Genomic DNA, 17,507 nt, shown 5'->3' on the forward strand with positions numbered 1-17,507 from the left:
TCATCCCGGATCGGTTTTAAGGGGTAATCAGTTTGAAACGAAAAGTATGGGCTTCTTCTCCTGTCTTTTTTGTCATTTCAGCAGTTTTGCTGCTGACGGCCGGTATCAGCTGGTTTTGGAACATCGTTGTTTTTACAGCGGAAATCACTCTCGCGGTTGCGTCCATTGCGGCCGTGCTGATTGCCAACAGGCATTTTAAAGCGCATATCGCCTTCGCCTTCAAAAGCGTGGGGGAGGTTTTAACCGGCGACAGGTATCGTTCCCTGCGCCAGTTTGCGCTTCCTGTTGTGGTGATTGGCGAAGCGGGGGACATCATCTGGGTCAACGACATGTTTCTTGAGCAGGTCAGCGCGAACCGGGAATGCCGCGGAGATAATATTCTCAAATTTATTTATCCCGCAACAACGGAACAGGTTCTTTCAGCCGGCGGCACGGAGGTTACGTTTGGCTCCCGGCAGTACATGGTGTTCGGCATTCGGACAGAAGCGGGAAGCGTCCTGTACTTTCTTGACGACACGGCTTTTCAGGAGATCAGCCGCAATTATGAGGAAAGCCGCACCATAGTCATGCTGGCCAGCTTTGACAACCGGGAGGAGCTGACCCGGGATTCCAGCTCCAGTGAAGAAACAAGAATTGCTTCGGAAGTGGAAGAAGTACTGGTTCGCTGGGCGCAGGGGCTGGGCGGTTTTCTCAAACGCATGAGCAGCGGGCGGTACCTGATTTTGACCGACGAAGCGCACCTGCGTGCGGAGATGAAAAAACGGTTTCCGGTTCTTGATTCCGTGCGCGCCATCAAGGCGGGGGACCGGTTGAGCGCGACGGTCTCGGTCGGCGTGGCCCGCGGAGCAAAAACTCTGCAGGAAGCGGACGACTGGGCCAGAAGCGCTTTGAACATGGCCCTTGGGCGCGGCGGAGATCAGGTCGCGGTCAAGCAGGCCAACGATACATACGAGTTTTTCGGGGGCCTGTCCAACGGGGTGGAAAAGAGAGACTCCGTTCGCACCCGTGTTTTCGCGGCGTCCATCTCGGACGATATCAAAGAAAGCGACGTAGTATTTGTCATGGGGCATAAATATTCCGATCTGGACTGCGTCGGCGCGGCGATCGGAATGTGGAACGTAGCCTGCAAAACGCTGCGCCGCCCTTCCTATATCGTGTTGAATCTGACGCAGAGCCTTGCTTCCCCGCAGATTACCGCGCTTCAAAACGCGTATCCCGACGAAAAGATCTTTATGTCCCCGCAGGAAGCGCAGATGCTCGCAACATCCAGAAGTATGCTTGTGGTTGTCGATACGCATTCCCAGGATTTCGTGGAGAGTGCCGAACTTTTGAAGACGGTGCCGCGCGTGGTGGTCATCGACCACCATCGAATGATGGTTCGCCACATCGAAAACGCCCTGGTCTTTTTCCACGAACCGTATGCCAGCTCCACCTGTGAAATGGTGACGGACCTTCTGCAGTATATCGGGGACAGCAAGCTGACCCAGACGGAAGCGGAGGCTTTGCTTTCCGGCATCATGCTGGACACCAAGAATTTTGTGCTGAAAACGGGGGCGCGCACATTTGAGGCGGCGGCGTATCTGCGCCGAAAGGGAGCCGATACGGTCAGCGTCAAGCGTATGTTTTCCGATTCCATCGACGCCTACAAGGCAAAATATAAAATTGTTTCCAACGCGGAAATATTCGGCCGCTTCGCCGTGGCTTCCACGGAACATGAGTTTCCGGATATTCGAATCGCGTCCGCGCAGGCGGCCGACGAGCTGCTCTCCATTCAGGGAATTGAGGCGTCATTTGTGCTGTTCCCGGCGGGGGACGTCATCAATATTTCGGCCCGTTCCCTTGGGGACGTCAATGTTCAGCTGATTATGGAGACTCTGGGCGGCGGCGGCCATCTGACCATGGCGGGCGCTCAGCTGAGCGGCCTCTCGGTAGCCGAAGCCCGTGACAGGCTCATCGCGGCAATTCGCGATTTTACAGAGAAAGCATCCAATCATACGAACGAAAAGTCATAAGGAGGTACCCGATGAAAGTAGTATTACTTCAGGACGTGAAAGGCAGCGGCAAGAGGGGAGAGCTGATTCAGGTCAGCGACGGTTACGCCAGAAATTTTCTTCTTCCGCGCAAGCTGGCGAAAGAAGCGAACGCGCAGGTGATGAGCGAGCTGAAAAGCGCTGAATCCGCCAAAAAATGGCGGATTCAGAAAGAAACGGAAGATGCTCAGGCTGCCGCTGCTTCCATCAGCGGGAAAACAGTACGCCTCTTTGCAAAAGCGGGGCAGGGTGGAAGGCTTTTCGGTTCCATTACGGCAAAAGAAGTAGCCGACGAACTGAAGAAGAGCTTCCATGTGGATGTTGATAAACGCAAGGTTGCACTGGATGGAGATATCCGGGCGTTCGGTACCTATGAGTGCGAGGTAAAGCTGTATTCCGGAGTAACCGCTAAAATTTATGTTTTGGTTGGGGAACAGCAGTAAACGGGTATTAACGCCGAATTTTAAAAAGGGGGAAGTAAAATGGAACCGATGCAAAGCGGCGCTTACGCCGGCCTGAATTTGCCGTTCAGTCCGGAAGCGGAACAGTCCGTGCTCGGCGCGGTTTTACTGGATTCTTCCTGTCTGGACCGCATCGCGGAGATTCTTCCCCGCCCGGAATATTTTTACCAGACCAACAACAGCCTGATCTATTCCTCTATGCTGGAATTGTTCACTCAGGGCCGACCGGTGGATTTTATCACGTTGCTGGAAAAGCTGCGGCAGACGGAAGGCTTTGAGGAAAACGGCGGAAAAACCTATCTCCTTCAGTTGGCGCAGTTGGTGCCCTCTATTTCAAATGTGGAGACCTACGCCAAAATCGTCCGTGATAAATACGACATTCGCACGCTGATCACAACGGCGCGCGACATTGTTGAAGAAGCCTCTTCCGGCGCCGCCGATTCCGCGACTTTGCTTGACAGCGCGGAACAGCGTATTTTCGACATCCGGCGCGGCAAAAATATGCAGGGCCTTCAGCGGATCGACGAGATCATTGTCAATGAATTCGACCGTCTGGATCTTCTCAATTCTCCGGACGCGGATCTGTATAAAGGGGTTCCGACCGGGATACGGGAGTTGGACGAGACCATCACGGGTTTGAACCGTTCCGACTTTATCCTGCTGGGCGCCCGACCCGGTATGGGCAAAACCAGCTTTGCTTTGAATATTGCCCGCCACGCGGCGCTTAAGGCAAAAAAGCGCGTCGCTTTTTTCTCTTTGGAAATGAGCAACGAGCAGCTTGTTTCCCGCCTTTTGTCCACGGAAGCGCTGGTCGAGGGGACAAAGCTGCGTACGGGAAAGCTGGGTGAGGACGAATGGGTTCGCCTGATTGAAGCCGGTGATATTCTTTCCAAAGCGCAGATGTATTTTGACGATAACCCCGGCATCACCGTGCCTGAAATCAAGGCGAAGCTGCGGCGGCTGCGCGACGTTGACCTGGTTGTGATCGATTACCTGCAGTTGATGACCGCATCCATGAGAATTGATAACCGCGTACAGGAAATTTCTCAGATTACCAGAAATCTGAAAATTATGGCGAAGGAACTGAATGTACCCGTGCTGACGCTTTCCCAGCTGGCCCGTGACAGCGAAAAACGGACCAATCACCGCCCGGTTCTTTCCGACTTGCGCGATTCAGGATCCATTGAGCAGGACGCGGATATCGTCCTGTTCTTATATCGGGACGAATACTATCAGGATACCGGCGAGCCTTCGGAAGACGGGGACCGCAACCAGAGCGAGTGCATCGTTGCCAAAAACCGTCATGGTCAGACCAAGACGGTGCCGCTGCACTGGCAGGGCGAATTTATGCGCTTTACCGCCCAGGAGGTTGTTCGCAGTGAATGACCGGATGAAAAAACTGGAACAGAAAATTGAAGATACCATTTTGGAAGAAAGAATGCTGCCCGAAGGCTGTCAGGTCGTTGCCGGATTTTCGGGCGGCGCCGATTCCATGGTGCTGGTGCATTTTCTGCTCGGTTATTCCAGAAAACACGGAATGACCCTGACCGCAGCCCACGTCAACCACGGCCTTCGCGGCGAGGAGTCGGACGCGGACGAGGCGTTTGTCGCCGCGTGGTGTTCCGCGAATCATGTCGGTTTAAGGGTCTTTCATGCCGACGTTTCGGCGCTGGCCAAAAAAAGTTCACAGGGATTGGAAGAATGCGGGCGGAACGTCCGCTATACTTTTTTTCGCAGCCTTTGCGGGCCGGCGGGCCGGATCGCCACCGCCCACACCCTGACAGACAGCGCCGAAACAGCGCTGATGAATCTTGCGAAAGGGACCGGGCCGCGCGGGCTTTCCGGGATTCCCCCGGTCAGGGATGAAATTGTGCGTCCGCTGATTCGTGTGACCAGAGAAGAAGTAGAGGCCTATTGCCGTTATTACGGCCTCGAGTTTGTCACGGACAGTTCAAACCTTTCGGAGGAATTTGCGCGCAACCGTATCCGTCACAGTGTGACGCCTGTCTTACGGGAACTGAACCCCGGCTTTGAACAGGCGTTTTTCCGAGCTGCGTGCCTGCTTCGGCAGGATGAGGAATATTTACGGAAGACTGCACGCATCGGGCTGGAACAATCAGTCGACGCCTGCGGCGGCTATTCCATCCGAAAGTTAAAGGATCAGCCTGATTCCATCCTTTCCCGCATGATCTTACTGGCGGTTCAGAAGCAGACCAAAGCGCGTCTCGACTATGACCATGTTGCTTCCGTTATGGCAATGATCCATTCCGGGCGCGGGAATATCACCCTTCCCGGTGGAATACAATGCCTTTCAAACGGCAATACTCTTTTTGTTCATTCCGAAAAAGAGCGAGCGGATATTTGGCGAATTCCCTTGCAGCTTCCGGATACCTCTCTTCCGGACGGGAGGACGATCTGTATCCGTCCGATATCTTTCAAGAGAAAAAATGATGAGAAAATTAATAATTTGTTATTTAATAATCGAATCAACTATGATACAATATTGAATACTAATAGTTTTATTCGAAACAGGCTGCCCGGCGACCGATTTTTTCCCGCGGGGCGGGGAGTCACAAAAACTTTGAAAAAATTATTAAACGAACGGAAAATTCCGCCGTTTCGCCGCGGCAGACTCGCGGTTCTGGAATGTGGCGGAGAAATTCTGTGGATTGAAGGAATCGGCCCGTCGCAAAGCGCCGCGGTTACAGACCGCACCGAACAGGCGGCCGAAATAATCATCAAGGAGTGCTGAAACCCGTGCATCAGATGACCGATGACATTCAGGAAGTATTATTCAGTGAGGAACGGCTTGCCGAGATCGTCTCAAAAATGGGGGCCAAAATCAGTGAGGATTATAAAGACAAAAACCTTTTACTGGTCAGCATTTTGAAAGGCTCCGTTGTATTTATGTCCGATTTAATGCGTTCCGTTACGATTCCGTGCAGCATCGATTTTATGGCGGTTTCCAGCTATGGCTCCGGCATGAAAACTTCCGGTGTCGTCAAAATTATTAAGGATCTCGATATCAACCTGAAAGGGTATGATCTCTTAGTTGTGGAGGATATTTTAGACAGCGGCCTTACCTTAAGCTACATACTGGAACTTTTGCAGGCGCGCGAGCCAAAAAGCATTCGGCTTTGTACGCTTTTTGACAAACCGGACCGCAGAACCGCCAGCATCAAGGCGGATTATGTTGGAACGGTTGTTCCGGATGAATTTATTGTCGGGTATGGCCTTGATTATGATGAAAAATACAGGAACCTCCCGTTTGTCGGGATCCTGAAACCGGAGGTTTACGGGGGCTGACCCGCACAGGGGAGGGCCGATTCCTATAAGGAGTGAAATTTGTTTGGACAATAGAAAGACCGTAAAAAATATTGCCATGTTTTTGGGCATACCGATCCTGCTGCTGGTTTTGCTTGCAATGGTGCTGAACAACCATTCCGATAAAACCTATAATTATTCTGAGATTCTGTATTACTTTGAAGATCAGAAGGTTACGAATTATTCCCTTGACCTTGGCAGCGGAGAAATGATCATCACGCTAAAGGACAAAACTCAGATCTCTTATGTTGCGCCGAGCACCATGCAGCTGGTTGAAGATATCCGTCCTTATGTGGAGCAATACAATGCGGAGCATCCGAATGCCCGGATGACCTTTAACTGGAAGAGGCCGGCTGAAACTACATGGCTGTCCAGCCTGCTGCCGATGCTTCTGACGCTGGCCGTAATGCTTTTGTTCTGGTGGTTCATGATGAAACGCCTGAACACCTCAATGGGCGACGCCGGCAAGCAGATGAATTTCGGTAAGGCGAAAATCAAGCAGATGGCGGACGAAAAGCGGAAAACCACATTTGCCGATGTTGCCGGAGCAGACGAGGAAAAAGAAGAACTGCAGGAGATCGTGGAATTCCTGAAAAATCCCCGCAAGTATAACGAGCTGGGCGCGCGCATTCCAAAAGGCGTGCTGCTCGTTGGCCCTCCGGGTACCGGCAAAACCCTGCTTGCCCGTGCGGTCGCGGGAGAAGCGGGAGTCCCGTTCTTCTCCATTTCCGGTTCTGATTTTGTGGAAATGTTTGTCGGCGTCGGCGCGTCGCGCGTTCGCGACCTGTTCGATCAGGCAAAGAAAAATTCGCCCTGTATCATTTTTATTGATGAAATCGACGCCGTGGGACGCCAGCGCGGCGCGGGCCTCGGCGGCGGCCACGATGAGCGTGAGCAGACGTTGAACCAGTTGCTGGTTGAGATGGACGGATTCGGCGCGAATGAAGGCGTTATCATGATTGCCGCGACAAACCGCCCCGATATTCTTGACCCGGCGCTGATGCGTCCCGGTCGTTTTGACCGTCAGATCATGGTCGGTTACCCGGATATCAAGGGCCGCGAGGCAATCCTGAAGGTCCATTCGCGCGGCAAGCCGGTTGCCCCGGACGTCGACCTGAAAACCATCGCGAAATCCACCGCCGGATTTACTGGAGCGGACCTCGAAAACCTGCTTAATGAATCCGCGCTGCTTGCGGCGAGAAAAAGCCTGAAGGCCATTACCATGGATGAAATTGAGGAGGCCACGATCAAGGTTGTGGTCGGCACCGAAAAGAAGAGCCATGTCATGACCGATAAAGAAAAGAAAATTACAGCTTATCATGAAGCGGGCCATGCGGTGGCAACATTTTATTGCCCCACACAGGACCCTGTGCATCAGATTTCCATTATTCCGCGCGGTATGGCAGGCGGCTATACCATGCAGATTCCGGCGGAAGACCGCGCTTACCGTTCCCGCAAGGAAATGGAAGAAGACCTTGTTGTCATGCTTGGAGGCCGTGTTTCTGAAGCGCTTACACTGGACGATATTTCGACCGGTGCCTCCAACGACATTGAACGCGCAACCAAACTGGCGCGCAGTATGGTGACAAAATACGGGATGTCGGACGAGCTTGGTCCCATCACCTACGGGCAGGATGAAGGCGAGCCCTTCCTCGGGCGCGATATGGGGCATATCCGGAATTATTCGGAGGATACCTCTTCCGCGATCGACCGCGAAATCAAACGCCTGATGACGGAGGCCTACAACAAGACGGAAGACATTCTCAGGTCTCACATGGAAAAACTCCATGAAGTGTCAAAATATCTGTTTGAAAACGAAAAGATGAGCGGAGAAGAATTTGCAAAGATGATGAAGGGCGACCCCGAACCGTCTCCGCGGGATGGAATTTCGCCCGGCGCCTCTGCCGGAAATATGGTGGGAGAAGCTGGCTGAAAAGGTCAATAAAAGATTGCAGGGGAATGTAGCCGCATTCCCCTTTTGACTGCCTCTTCAAAAATTGGGAATAAGTTCATAAAAATACAATCTTAGGGAGGCCCCTGAATGGCACGAAAACAGGCCTATGGAAATGAGAGCATTTCTTCCTTAAAGGGAGCGGACCGCGTTCGGCGGCGTCCGGCCGTGATTTTCGGTTCGGACGGAATCGAAGGATGCGAGCATTCCATATTTGAAATTTTGTCGAATGCGATTGACGAAGCGCGAGAGGGCTTCGGAAAACAAATCACAGTCACCAGGTACATGGACCGGTCGGTGGAAGTGGAAGACCATGGGCGCGGCTGCCCGGTTGATTACAACCCGAATGAAAAACGCTATAATTGGGAGCTTGCTTTTTGCGAGCTTTACGCCGGGGGAAAATATAACAACAGCGAGGATGAGAGCTATGAGTATTCGCTGGGCTTAAACGGCCTCGGCCTCTGCGCTACGCAGTATGCCTCCGAATATATGGATGCGGATATTCGCCGGGACGGTTTTCGTTACACGCTGCACTTTGAACACGGCGAAAATATCGGCGGACTGCAAAAGGAAGAATACAAAGGGAAAGACACCGGCTCCCGTTTTCGCTGGAAGCCTGATTTGCAGGTGTTTACGGATATCGACGTGCCCGTCGAATACTACATGGACATGCTCAAGCGCCAGGCAATCGTCAATGAAGGAATCACATTCCTGTTCCGCAGCCAGACCGAAACCGGCTTTGATACCACCACATTTCTCTATGAAAACGGAATTGCGGATTATGCGGTGGAAATCGCGGGGAATGATGCCCTGACTCCGGTTCAGTTCTGGCAGTCGGAGCGCATGGTGCGCGACCGGTCGGACAAGCCGGAGTACAAAGTGAAAATCAATGTTGCAGTTGCTTTTTCCAACCGCAACCGCTTAATTGAATACTATCACAACTCCAGCTGGCTGGAACACGGCGGTTCCCCGGACAAAGCCGCCCGGAATGCGTTTGTTTATCAGATTGATTCCTATCTTAAGCAGAACAATAAGTACAATAAAAATGAGAGTAAGATCAATTTTGCAGACGTCGAGGACTGCCTGATTCTGATTATCTCCTCCTTTTCCAACCGCACGTCCTATGAAAATCAGACGAAAAAGGCGATTACGAACAAAGGAATACAGGAAGCCATGGTTGAAATGCTTCGCCATCAGCTTGAAGTTTATTTTATTGAGAATCCCGCCGACGCGGAAAAAATCGCGGCGCAGGTGCTCATCAACAAGCGCAGCCGCGAGGATGCGGAAAAAACAAGGCTGAACCTGAAAAAGAAGCTGACCAGCAGCCTGGATTTGACGAACCGGGTCGCGAAATTTGTCGACTGCCGCAGCCGGGATACCGGCGAACGTGAAATATTCATCGTGGAGGGCGATTCCGCTCTCGGCGCGTGCAAGCAGGCCCGCGACCCGAATTTTCAGGCGATCATGCCGATCCGCGGCAAAATATTGAACTGCTTAAAGGCCGATTACGATAAAATCTTTAAGAGTGAGATCATAACGGATTTAATTAAGGTGTTGGGCTGCGGGGTTCAGGTGAAGTCGAAAGCCAACCGGGAGCTTTCTTCCTTTAATATCAAGCTTCTGCGGTGGGCCAAAATCATTCTCTGCACCGACGCCGACGTGGACGGGTATCAGATTCGTACGCTTCTTCTGACCATGCTGTACCGGTTGACCCCCGCGCTGATTGAGGAGGGCAAGGTGTTTATCGCGGAATCGCCCCTCTATGAGATTCAGGCTAAAAATGAAACCTATTTTGCTTTCACGGAACGTGAGAAAGAGGAATTTTCGGAAAAGCTGAAAGGTCAGAAATTTTCCATTCAGCGGTCGAAAGGCTTGGGTGAAAATGAGCCGGATATGATGAATCTTACAACTATGAATCCGGCGACGCGCCGGCTGATTAAAGTGCTTCCGGATGAGGCGGAGCAGACAAGCAGAGTGTTTGACCTTCTTTTGGGCGACAATCTGGAGGGCAGAAAAGATTTTATCGCTCAAAACGGTTCTCAATACATTGATACATCGGATTTAAGCTGAGTGTTTTTTGATTAATCCCAACGAAATGGTGGTGCGGCAGAACACATGCCAAAAAAGAGGAAAGAACCCGTCCGCGGAAACGGCGCGCACGGCGTGATCAATCGCGCGGGCGAGACTGTTGAAGAAAGAATCACGGATACGCTTGAGAAAAATTACATGCCTTACGCCATGAGTGTCATCCTTTCCCGAGCGATTCCCGAAATAGACGGCTTTAAACCGTCGCATCGAAAACTGCTTTATACCATGTATAAAATGGGACTGCTGGGGCCGGGCAGGACCAAGAGCGCCAATATCGTCGGCCAGACCATGCGTCTGAACCCGCACGGCGATGCTCCGATTTATGATACGATGGTGCGCCTGAGCCGGGGGTATGAGGCTCTGCTTCACCCTTATGTGGATTCCAAAGGCAATTTCGGCAAGTTTTATTCCCGTGACATGGCTTACGCGGCCTCCCGTTATACGGAAGCCCGGCTGGACAACCTCTGCGAAGAGCTGTTCCGCGATATTGACCGCGATACCGTAGACTTTGTCGACAATTACGACAGGACTATGAAGGAACCCACACTCCTGCCGGCAACTTTTCCGACCGTGCTTGTCAACGCAAACACGGGGATTGCCGTCGGTATGGCAAGCTCTATCTGCCCGTTTAATCTGGCGGAGGTCTGCAAAACAACCGCGGCTCTGCTGAAAAACCAGCAGCACGATGTTTTTTCCACACTGCTGGCTCCGGATTTCCCGGGCGGCGGGCAGATTCTGATGAACCGGGACATTCTGAAAAAAATTTATGAAACGGGCCGCGGTTCCATTCGGATTCGGTCTCGGTATCGCTATGACGCGGATGCAAACTGTATCGACGTGGTGGAGATTCCTCCTACCGCGACGGTGGAAGTAATCGTCGAAAAGGTCGTTGATTTGGTCCGGCAGGGAAAAGTGAAGGAAATTTCAGATATCCGCGATGAAACGGGTCTTGACGGTCTAAAAATCACCATTGACCTGAAACGGGGGACGGACCCGGATAAATTAATGCTGCGCCTGTTTAAAATGACGCCGTTGGAGGACAGCTTTTCCTGCAACTTTAACGTTCTTGTCAATGGAACGCCGCGCGTCATGGGCGTTCGGGAACTGCTGACCGAATGGAGCAAATTCAGGGTAAAGTGTGTTCGCCGCAGGACGGAGTACGACCTGAAAAAGAAACAGGAAAAGCTGCACCTGCTCAAAGGACTTCAGGCAATTCTGCTTGATATTGACAAGGCGGTAGCCATTGTCCGTTCGACCGAAGGGGAAGAAGAGGTTGTTCCCAATCTGATGATCGGGTTTGGGATTGACCGCACGCAGGCTGAGTATGTTGCCGAAATAAAGCTGCGTCATTTAAACCGCGAGTACATTATGAAACGTACCGAAGAAACGGCGCAGCTGGAGCTTGAGATTGCGAAGCTGCAAAAAATATTGGGCAGCGAAGCGGAAATCCGCAAGATTATTTGCAACGAGCTGAGTCAGGTGGCGGAGAAGTACGGAAAACCGAGGCGGTCCGAATTAGTTTATCCGGGCGAGATTGAGGAGTATACCGAGGAAGAGGTTCCTGATTACCCGGTTAACCTGTTTCTGACGAAAGACGGCTACTTTAAGAAGATCACACCGCTTTCGCTGCGGATGGGCGGAGAGCAGAAATTAAAGGAAGGCGACGAGGTCGGCCAGCATATTGAAAGTACAAACTCGGCCGAGCTGTTGTTTTTTACGAACCGGTGTTCCGTTTATAAGGCGAAAGCCTCGGATTTTCCGGATACGAAAGCAAGCGTGTTAGGCGAATATATACCGGCAAGGCTCGGTATGGAGGACGGCGAAGCGCCGGTCTATCTTGCGGTTACTACGGATTATGCCGGTTTTATGATGTTTTTTTATGAAAACGGCAAAGCGTCCAAGGTCGATCTTGCTTCTTATGAAACAAAAACAAACCGCCGCAGGCTGGTGAATGCCTACAGCGATAAAAGCCCTCTGGTATCCTGTACAAAGGTCGAAGAGGACCGTGAATTTCTGCTGGTATCTTCTCAGGGCAGAATGCTGTTATTGCATTCAGGCGCAATTCAGAGCAAAACAACCAGATCAACCCAGGGCGTGGCGGTCATGACGCTTAAGCGGAGCGCCAGATTGCTCCGCGCGGACCCGTACCGGGAAGGATCCCTGAAAAAGCCGGACCGCTACCGTAAAACGATTCCGGCGGCCGGCGCTATGCCCGCCGCGGAAGATACCCAGGGCGAACAGATGACTCTGTAAAATAAAAACACCGCTGAAAAACCAATAGCTTTTCAGCGGTGGGACAATTCGAGCGGCAAACGCAAACCGAAACGTAAACACTTTTCTTTGTCCATGACATAGAGTTTCCTGATTTGAAGGCCATTATTCATTTTTCTGTCTGTTTTTTAAAAGATATCCGGAACACCCCTTGCAAACGGGCGCTGTTTGTGATACCATTTTAAGTAAGGAATTGTAAAGATTTTGGAGGTATTTTATGTCAGTCGCCGAGATTATATTAGGAATTGTGCTGATGCTTTTTTCCGTTGCGATAACGATCGTCGTATTACTGCAGGAAGGCCATGAGCAAAACGTCGGTGTTGTCACTGGCGGTGCGGATACATTCCTGACGAAAAACAAGGCGCGGTCGGTAGACGCCTTTTTGGCCCGCTGGACGAAAATTATTGCGATCGGTTTCTTTTTGCTTGTTATTGTAATTAATGCTTACTTATTCTTTGTAGCTTAAACAGATGCAATTTCGCCCCGCTTGGCAAAAGCGGGGCGTTTCTCATTTTTACTCGGTGATTAGGAATAAGATGACGACCTCTGTTTTCTGTTAATCGTCGTACTTTTGGGAAATCTATTGATAGAATATTCCCTGTAATTATTATGGAATAAATGACCGGAGGAAATAATTTGGAAGAAACAAAAGATAAAATTATAAAATGTTTAAATAAAATTCCTCAGAGTATCTCGTCGCGCGATTTGCTGAAACGAATTAAAGCAAATAAAAACGATTATTATAAAGCGCTGGAGGAACTGGAAAAGGAAGGCAAAATTTCACTCAGCAAGAGCCGGAGAATCCGAAAAGTAAGAGAAAAATCAACTGTCGATGCAACCATTGTTTCGCTTTCAAAAGGCTTTGCCTTTGCTCGGCCGGAGAGCGGCGGGGATGATATTTTCATCCATGCCGATCATCTGAAAAGTGCTTTTATCAAGGACAAAGTGCGTCTTTATCGAATCAGACAGAGTCCCAAAGGGCCCAGCGGAGAGGTCGACTCCATTTCTGAGAAGAGCAGCCGGGTCATCACCGGAACCCTCAACAAGGGAAGAGGAACGTGTGAAATGGTTCCGGACGACGCAATTCGCTATCCGATCCGGGTCGTTCAGAGCGCGCCCCGTAATGCGAAAAACGGCGATAAAGTGCAGGCGAAGATCAGCAGGCAAAAGAATTCTTCCGAACTTCAGGCTGAAATCGTCAAGATTTACGGAAAATCGAACAGTGCGAAAATTTGCGCGGACGCGATACTGGATCAATATGGGATTCGCACAAAGTTCGAAAAGGAAATACTGGAAGAGGCGAAACGCGCGTCTTCGGCCGGCATTTCCGAAAAGGACCTGAGAGGAAGACTGGACCTGAGAAAGCTCGCGATCTGCACCATAGACGGTGCCGGCGCAAAAGATCTGGACGATGCCATCTCTGTCAGTAAAACACAAAAAGGCTTTCGGCTTGGCGTTCATATTGCGGACGTTTCCCACTATGTGCGGGAAGGCGGCGCTCTGGACCAGGAAGCGTTTGAGCGCGGAACATCTGTTTATTTCGCTGACCGGGTCGTTCCGATGCTGCCGGAGGAGCTTTCCAACGGGGCGTGTTCCTTAAATGCAGGCGAGGATAAACTGACCTTTTCCGCGATCATTGATTTAAGCTCACGGGGAGAGATTTTATCCTACCGCTTTCGAAAGAGCGTGATTTGCTCGCGCGTTCGCGGTGTATACTCGGAAGTAAACCAGCTGTTTTCCGGCAAGGCCGACCGTGAGGTGAAAAAGAAATATTTTCCCGTAATCCGTTCTTTACATGCGGCGAAAGAGCTTGCGGAAATTCTTAAGAAACGTTCAGGAGAAAACGGGTCTTTTGATATAGAAAGCACGGAGTCCGAGTTTACTTTGGATGAAAAGGGAGTCTGTGTGGACGTTCGTCCCCGTAAAAGCGGAGAAGCAGAACAAATGATTGAGCAGCTGATGATTACGGCGAATCAGGCTGCGGCGAAACTGGCGAAATCAAAGGAAATCCCATTTGTGTACCGGGTTCATGAACAGCCAGACCCGGAGCGGGTGCAGACGCTGATCCAACTGGTCGAGGCGGTAGGCTTGAATTCACGGACCCTGAAGAAAAAAGGGGAGCTCACAGCCGCCGATTTTGCAGCCGTGCTGGACCAGGCCAAGGGTACTCCAATTCAAAAAATCATTTCGCATCAATTGCTTCGGACTATGGCTAAGGCACGTTACGATTCGCAGCCGATCGGACATTTTGGGCTTGCGCTGGAGGATTACTGCCATTTTACCTCTCCGATTCGAAGATATCCGGACCTCGCGATTCACCGCATCCTGACGGCACTGCTGTCGGAAAAGGATGCTTCTCAAATCAGCCGCTTCCAGAACTTTGCGGTCAGTGCCGCAAAAGCATCCTCAAATGCCGAAGTGCGCGCAATGGCGGCTGAACGGGATACGGAAGACTGCTATATGGCTGAGTATATCGGCCGGCATATCGGTGAAATTTACGACGGCGTGATCAGCGGGGTCACCCAGCGCGGCATCTTTGTGGAGCTTGCCAATACTGTGGAAGGCTTTGTGCCGGTGGACAGCTTTCAGAACGCCTCGTATCAATTTGACGGTATGATCACTCAGGTTGACCGGAATACCGGGAATAAGCTGACGATCGGACAGCCGATGCGGATTCAGGTTGCGGCCGCGGACGTCGCCGGAGGCCGTATTGATTTTATTCCCTGTGAAAATCCGGATTAATTTACTGCCGACTTCCTATACTGCATAAAAAATGGAATAAATGCCCATCCTACTGACATAAGTATGAAACCGGAAGGCGGAATTGTTAGTATGGAATCGGTATTAAAGCTATTGCAGCACACCACGGACTGTGAGGAGGTACAAAACGGTCTGGATCAACAGCAAATCATTGATTCAATCCGGGACGTTTCCCGCAAGCTGGCATATAACGAATGCTGGTTTCAATTGGAATCTGATGAAAATTTGATCGATGCGTGCATCTATCAACGGGAAGAATTGAAATCGCGGTACCGTTATTTGCTTAAACTGGCGAAACAGAAGGGTGTTAACTGCGCTTCCTTCCAGAAATAAGGAGCGGAGGTGTAAAATGCAGGATTTTACGGCGATCGCCTGTGCGCTCGGCGTTTTTGCATTGCTGGTCGTGATTCAGATGATTGTAAAGGCAGAACGCCCGGTTCGAAAGGCGATCGGAGGTATTTTGACCGGGTTGTGCGCTCTTGCCGTTGTCAATCTGACAGGATGTTTTACAGGAGTTATCCTCCCAATCAGTCCCTTAACGCTTGGCGTTTCTGGCGCTGCCGGAATCTCGGGGGTCACAATGCTTCTTTTGCTGAATCTCATTTTAAAATAGGCTGCCGGGATTTCCGGCAGCCTATTTTCTTGCAATTCGAAAACGCCCGGCTGTGCCGGGCGTCCAAAGAGGCTTTAGCGGTGAGCAAAATGTAAGCGGAACCCTAACCACAATCCTGCTGTTTGCGGTTTCAAAACAACATAGGCAAGCTACCATGAAACACGAAGGGCTTTGGCAGGGAGTAAGAAACGCCGTTGCAAGGGTAAAAAAGCCCCGAGCGCCTTGAGGCGCAGCCAGCAAAACTGACTTTGCCTGCATACGAAGAACTCCCGGCTGTGCCAAAGGGCGACTATTCGCTGAAGCTACAAATAAAAGCGGCTCGGAAAAATTTCCGAGCCGCCCGTTTTGAAGGAAGTATTGATATTACGCTTTCGCAATTTTTGGAGCATCATCAATATTTTTGTAATTGGGAATCACGCCTTTTACGACGTAGATGACGACGCAAATAACGGCGAAGACAATTCCGACCGGATAAGCAATGGAAGTGGAGAGGTTCAGGCATTCGGGAGCCATGACAAAATATGTGCTGGTTACGGCAGACATAAACGTTGCGGGGACCGCCGCCATGAGCGAAACCATGGAAGATTTTTTCCATTTGCACAGATAAGCAGCGCCTGCCCAAAGGACGATCATTGCAAGGGTCTGATTGGAGAAGGAGAAGTATCTCCAGATAATGGAGAAATTCATTTGAGTCAAGAGTGCGCCGACCGCCAATAATGGAATGCTCACGGCGAGCCGTTTCGGAATTTTAGTCTGGTCGATATGGAACCAGTCCGCGATTGTAAGCCTTGCGCTGCGGAATGCCGTGTCGGCGGAAGTAATCGGGCAGATGCCGACACCGAGAACCGTTAGGACGACGCCGACTGGACCGAGGAGCCCTTTGCCGATATTGTAGACGATCTGGGACTGGTTGTTCATAACGGTTTTGTTTGCCTCGAAAAGCCCTTGAATCCCGCCGTTAAAGAAGGACATCCCCGCGGCGGCCCAGATCAAAGCGATCACGCCTTCGGAAATCATCGCGCCGTAAAAAATTTTACGCGCATCTTTTTCATCGCTGACACAGCGGGCGATCAGCGGTGACTGCGTGGAATGGAAACCGGAGCACGCGCCGCAGGCTACGGTGACAAACATAAGAGACCAGATCGGTTTGCCTGCCGGGTGAAGATTGGCCAGCTGCATTTCAGGAATACTGGCTGTGCGTTCTATCAAGGTTCCACCGGCGACGCCGACGCACATGATAATGAGCAGAATACCGAAAATCGGATACAGTTTGCCGATAATCTTGTCGATCGGGAAAAGTGTCGCGGTGAAATAATAAATGATCAGAACCACAAGCCAGAAATTTTTGCCGAGGGCCGCAGGGGTCAGCATGGCAATCAAGCCGGCAGGGCCGCTTGTGAAGGTAGCGCCGATCAGCACAAGAAGGATGACCGAAAAAACCCTCATCACCTGCAGCATGACTTTGCCAAGATAAATCCCGACGATCTCTGAAATGGAGGCTCCGTCGTTGCGGATGGAAAGAATACCGCTGGTGTAGTCGTGTACGCCGCCCGCAAAAATGGAGCCAAGAACGATCCAGAAATACACGACCGGTCCCCAAAGAGCACCGGAAAGAGCGCCGAAAATCGGGCCGAGACCCGCGATATTCAGCAACTGGATCAGGAAGGCCCGTGGAGTTGAAAGAGGTATGTAGTCAACGCCGTCAGGATGTTTTACGCAGGGCGTTGGCGCCTGATAAGGCTGATACACCTTGTCTACTACCTTGCCGTAGGTCAGGTAACCAACAATCAAGAGCACCAAGGCTACGAAAAAGGTTATCATTTTGAACTCCCTCCAATATTGATTAATTGTGAATAAATTGTAACGCAACGGGCGTTCAGATTCAACAATCATAATGAACAAGAAAGAATTCAAATTTTTTGTTCCATAGAAAAGAACCTAGCAAAAATAGAACACAAGGAATGTTATTCTTTGTTAAAATTATATAAAAGCACAAAATTGGCAACAAA

At 50.9% G+C, this 17,507-nt stretch carries 13 protein-coding genes; 12 read left to right on the top strand and 1 reads right to left on the bottom strand.

Annotated features, from left to right (window positions below; genetic code table 11):
- The first annotated feature begins 32 nt into the window (after positions 1-32).
- From ACLQ3M_RS05060 to ACLQ3M_RS05115, 12 genes are all read left to right on the top strand, one after another.
- The gene (locus ACLQ3M_RS05060; protein WP_411676614.1) at positions 33-2,012 is read left to right on the top strand and encodes a DHH family phosphoesterase; all 1,980 of its coding nucleotides are present in this window, start codon (positions 33-35) and stop codon (positions 2,010-2,012) included.
- 11 nt (positions 2,013-2,023) lie between these two features.
- A complete protein-coding gene (gene rplI, locus ACLQ3M_RS05065) occupies positions 2,024-2,473 on the top strand; it encodes a 50S ribosomal protein L9 (protein WP_411676615.1) in 450 nt (149 codons plus the stop codon).
- 39 nt (positions 2,474-2,512) lie between these two features.
- Positions 2,513-3,877, top strand: a complete 1,365-nt coding sequence (gene dnaB / locus ACLQ3M_RS05070) for a replicative DNA helicase (RefSeq protein ID WP_411676616.1) — start codon at positions 2,513-2,515, stop codon at positions 3,875-3,877.
- Entirely contained in the window at positions 3,870-5,243 is a 1,374-nt protein-coding gene (gene tilS, locus ACLQ3M_RS05075) for a tRNA lysidine(34) synthetase TilS (RefSeq protein ID WP_411676617.1), read from the top strand. Before dnaB ends, tilS begins: the two co-directional genes overlap by 8 nt.
- Positions 5,244-5,257: 14 nt before the next feature.
- Positions 5,258-5,797: a hypoxanthine phosphoribosyltransferase gene (hpt, locus tag ACLQ3M_RS05080; protein ID WP_411676805.1), complete on the top strand. Its 540-nt coding sequence runs from the start codon at positions 5,258-5,260 to the stop codon at positions 5,795-5,797.
- A 43-nt stretch (positions 5,798-5,840) separates the two neighbouring features.
- Positions 5,841-7,748, top strand: coding sequence for an ATP-dependent zinc metalloprotease FtsH (ftsH, locus tag ACLQ3M_RS05085; protein ID WP_411676618.1), 1,908 nt, complete (start codon positions 5,841-5,843; stop codon positions 7,746-7,748).
- Positions 7,749-7,856: 108 nt separating this feature from the next.
- On the top strand, positions 7,857-9,836 hold the full coding sequence (locus ACLQ3M_RS05090; RefSeq protein WP_411676619.1) for a type IIA DNA topoisomerase subunit B: 1,980 nt from the start codon (positions 7,857-7,859) through the stop codon (positions 9,834-9,836).
- Positions 9,837-9,881: 45 nt separating this feature from the next.
- Positions 9,882-12,107, top strand: a complete 2,226-nt coding sequence (locus ACLQ3M_RS05095) for a DNA gyrase subunit A (protein WP_411676620.1) — start codon at positions 9,882-9,884, stop codon at positions 12,105-12,107.
- Between the two features lie 235 nt (positions 12,108-12,342).
- Positions 12,343-12,591, top strand: coding sequence for a preprotein translocase subunit SecG (gene secG / locus ACLQ3M_RS05100; protein ID WP_411676621.1), 249 nt, complete (start codon positions 12,343-12,345; stop codon positions 12,589-12,591).
- A 170-nt stretch (positions 12,592-12,761) separates the two neighbouring features.
- On the top strand, positions 12,762-14,867 hold the full coding sequence (gene rnr / locus ACLQ3M_RS05105) for a ribonuclease R (RefSeq protein ID WP_411676622.1): 2,106 nt from the start codon (positions 12,762-12,764) through the stop codon (positions 14,865-14,867).
- Between the two features lie 90 nt (positions 14,868-14,957).
- A complete protein-coding gene (locus tag ACLQ3M_RS05110) occupies positions 14,958-15,218 on the top strand; it encodes a DUF2508 family protein (protein WP_411676623.1) in 261 nt (86 codons plus the stop codon).
- Between the two features lie 16 nt (positions 15,219-15,234).
- Positions 15,235-15,498: a pro-sigmaK processing inhibitor BofA family protein gene (locus ACLQ3M_RS05115; protein WP_411676624.1), complete on the top strand. Its 264-nt coding sequence runs from the start codon at positions 15,235-15,237 to the stop codon at positions 15,496-15,498.
- Positions 15,499-15,861: 363 nt separating this feature from the next.
- On the opposite strand, the gene ACLQ3M_RS05120 is transcribed toward ACLQ3M_RS05115, so the two are convergent.
- Positions 15,862-17,319, bottom strand: a complete 1,458-nt coding sequence (locus tag ACLQ3M_RS05120; protein WP_411676625.1) for a carbon starvation protein A — start codon at positions 17,317-17,319, stop codon at positions 15,862-15,864.
- Positions 17,320-17,507: the final 188 nt, after the last annotated feature.

Source organism: Caproicibacter sp., from assembly GCF_046707225.1.
GTDB lineage: Bacteria > Bacillota > Clostridia > Oscillospirales > Acutalibacteraceae > Caproicibacter.

Coding starts and splice junctions, on each gene's coding strand:
- rplI (WP_411676615.1), top strand. CDS start 2,024: ATGAAAGTAGTATTACTTCAGGACGTGAAAGGCAGCGGCAAGAGGGGA.
- dnaB (WP_411676616.1), top strand. CDS start 2,513: ATGGAACCGATGCAAAGCGGCGCTTACGCCGGCCTGAATTTGCCGTTC.
- hpt (WP_411676805.1), top strand. CDS start 5,258: ATGACCGATGACATTCAGGAAGTATTATTCAGTGAGGAACGGCTTGCC.
- ACLQ3M_RS05090 (WP_411676619.1), top strand. CDS start 7,857: ATGGCACGAAAACAGGCCTATGGAAATGAGAGCATTTCTTCCTTAAAG.
- ACLQ3M_RS05095 (WP_411676620.1), top strand. CDS start 9,882: ATGCCAAAAAAGAGGAAAGAACCCGTCCGCGGAAACGGCGCGCACGGC.
- secG (WP_411676621.1), top strand. CDS start 12,343: ATGTCAGTCGCCGAGATTATATTAGGAATTGTGCTGATGCTTTTTTCC.
- ACLQ3M_RS05110 (WP_411676623.1), top strand. CDS start 14,958: ATGGAATCGGTATTAAAGCTATTGCAGCACACCACGGACTGTGAGGAG.
- ACLQ3M_RS05115 (WP_411676624.1), top strand. CDS start 15,235: ATGCAGGATTTTACGGCGATCGCCTGTGCGCTCGGCGTTTTTGCATTG.
- ACLQ3M_RS05120 (WP_411676625.1), bottom strand. CDS start 17,319: ATGATAACCTTTTTCGTAGCCTTGGTGCTCTTGATTGTTGGTTACCTG.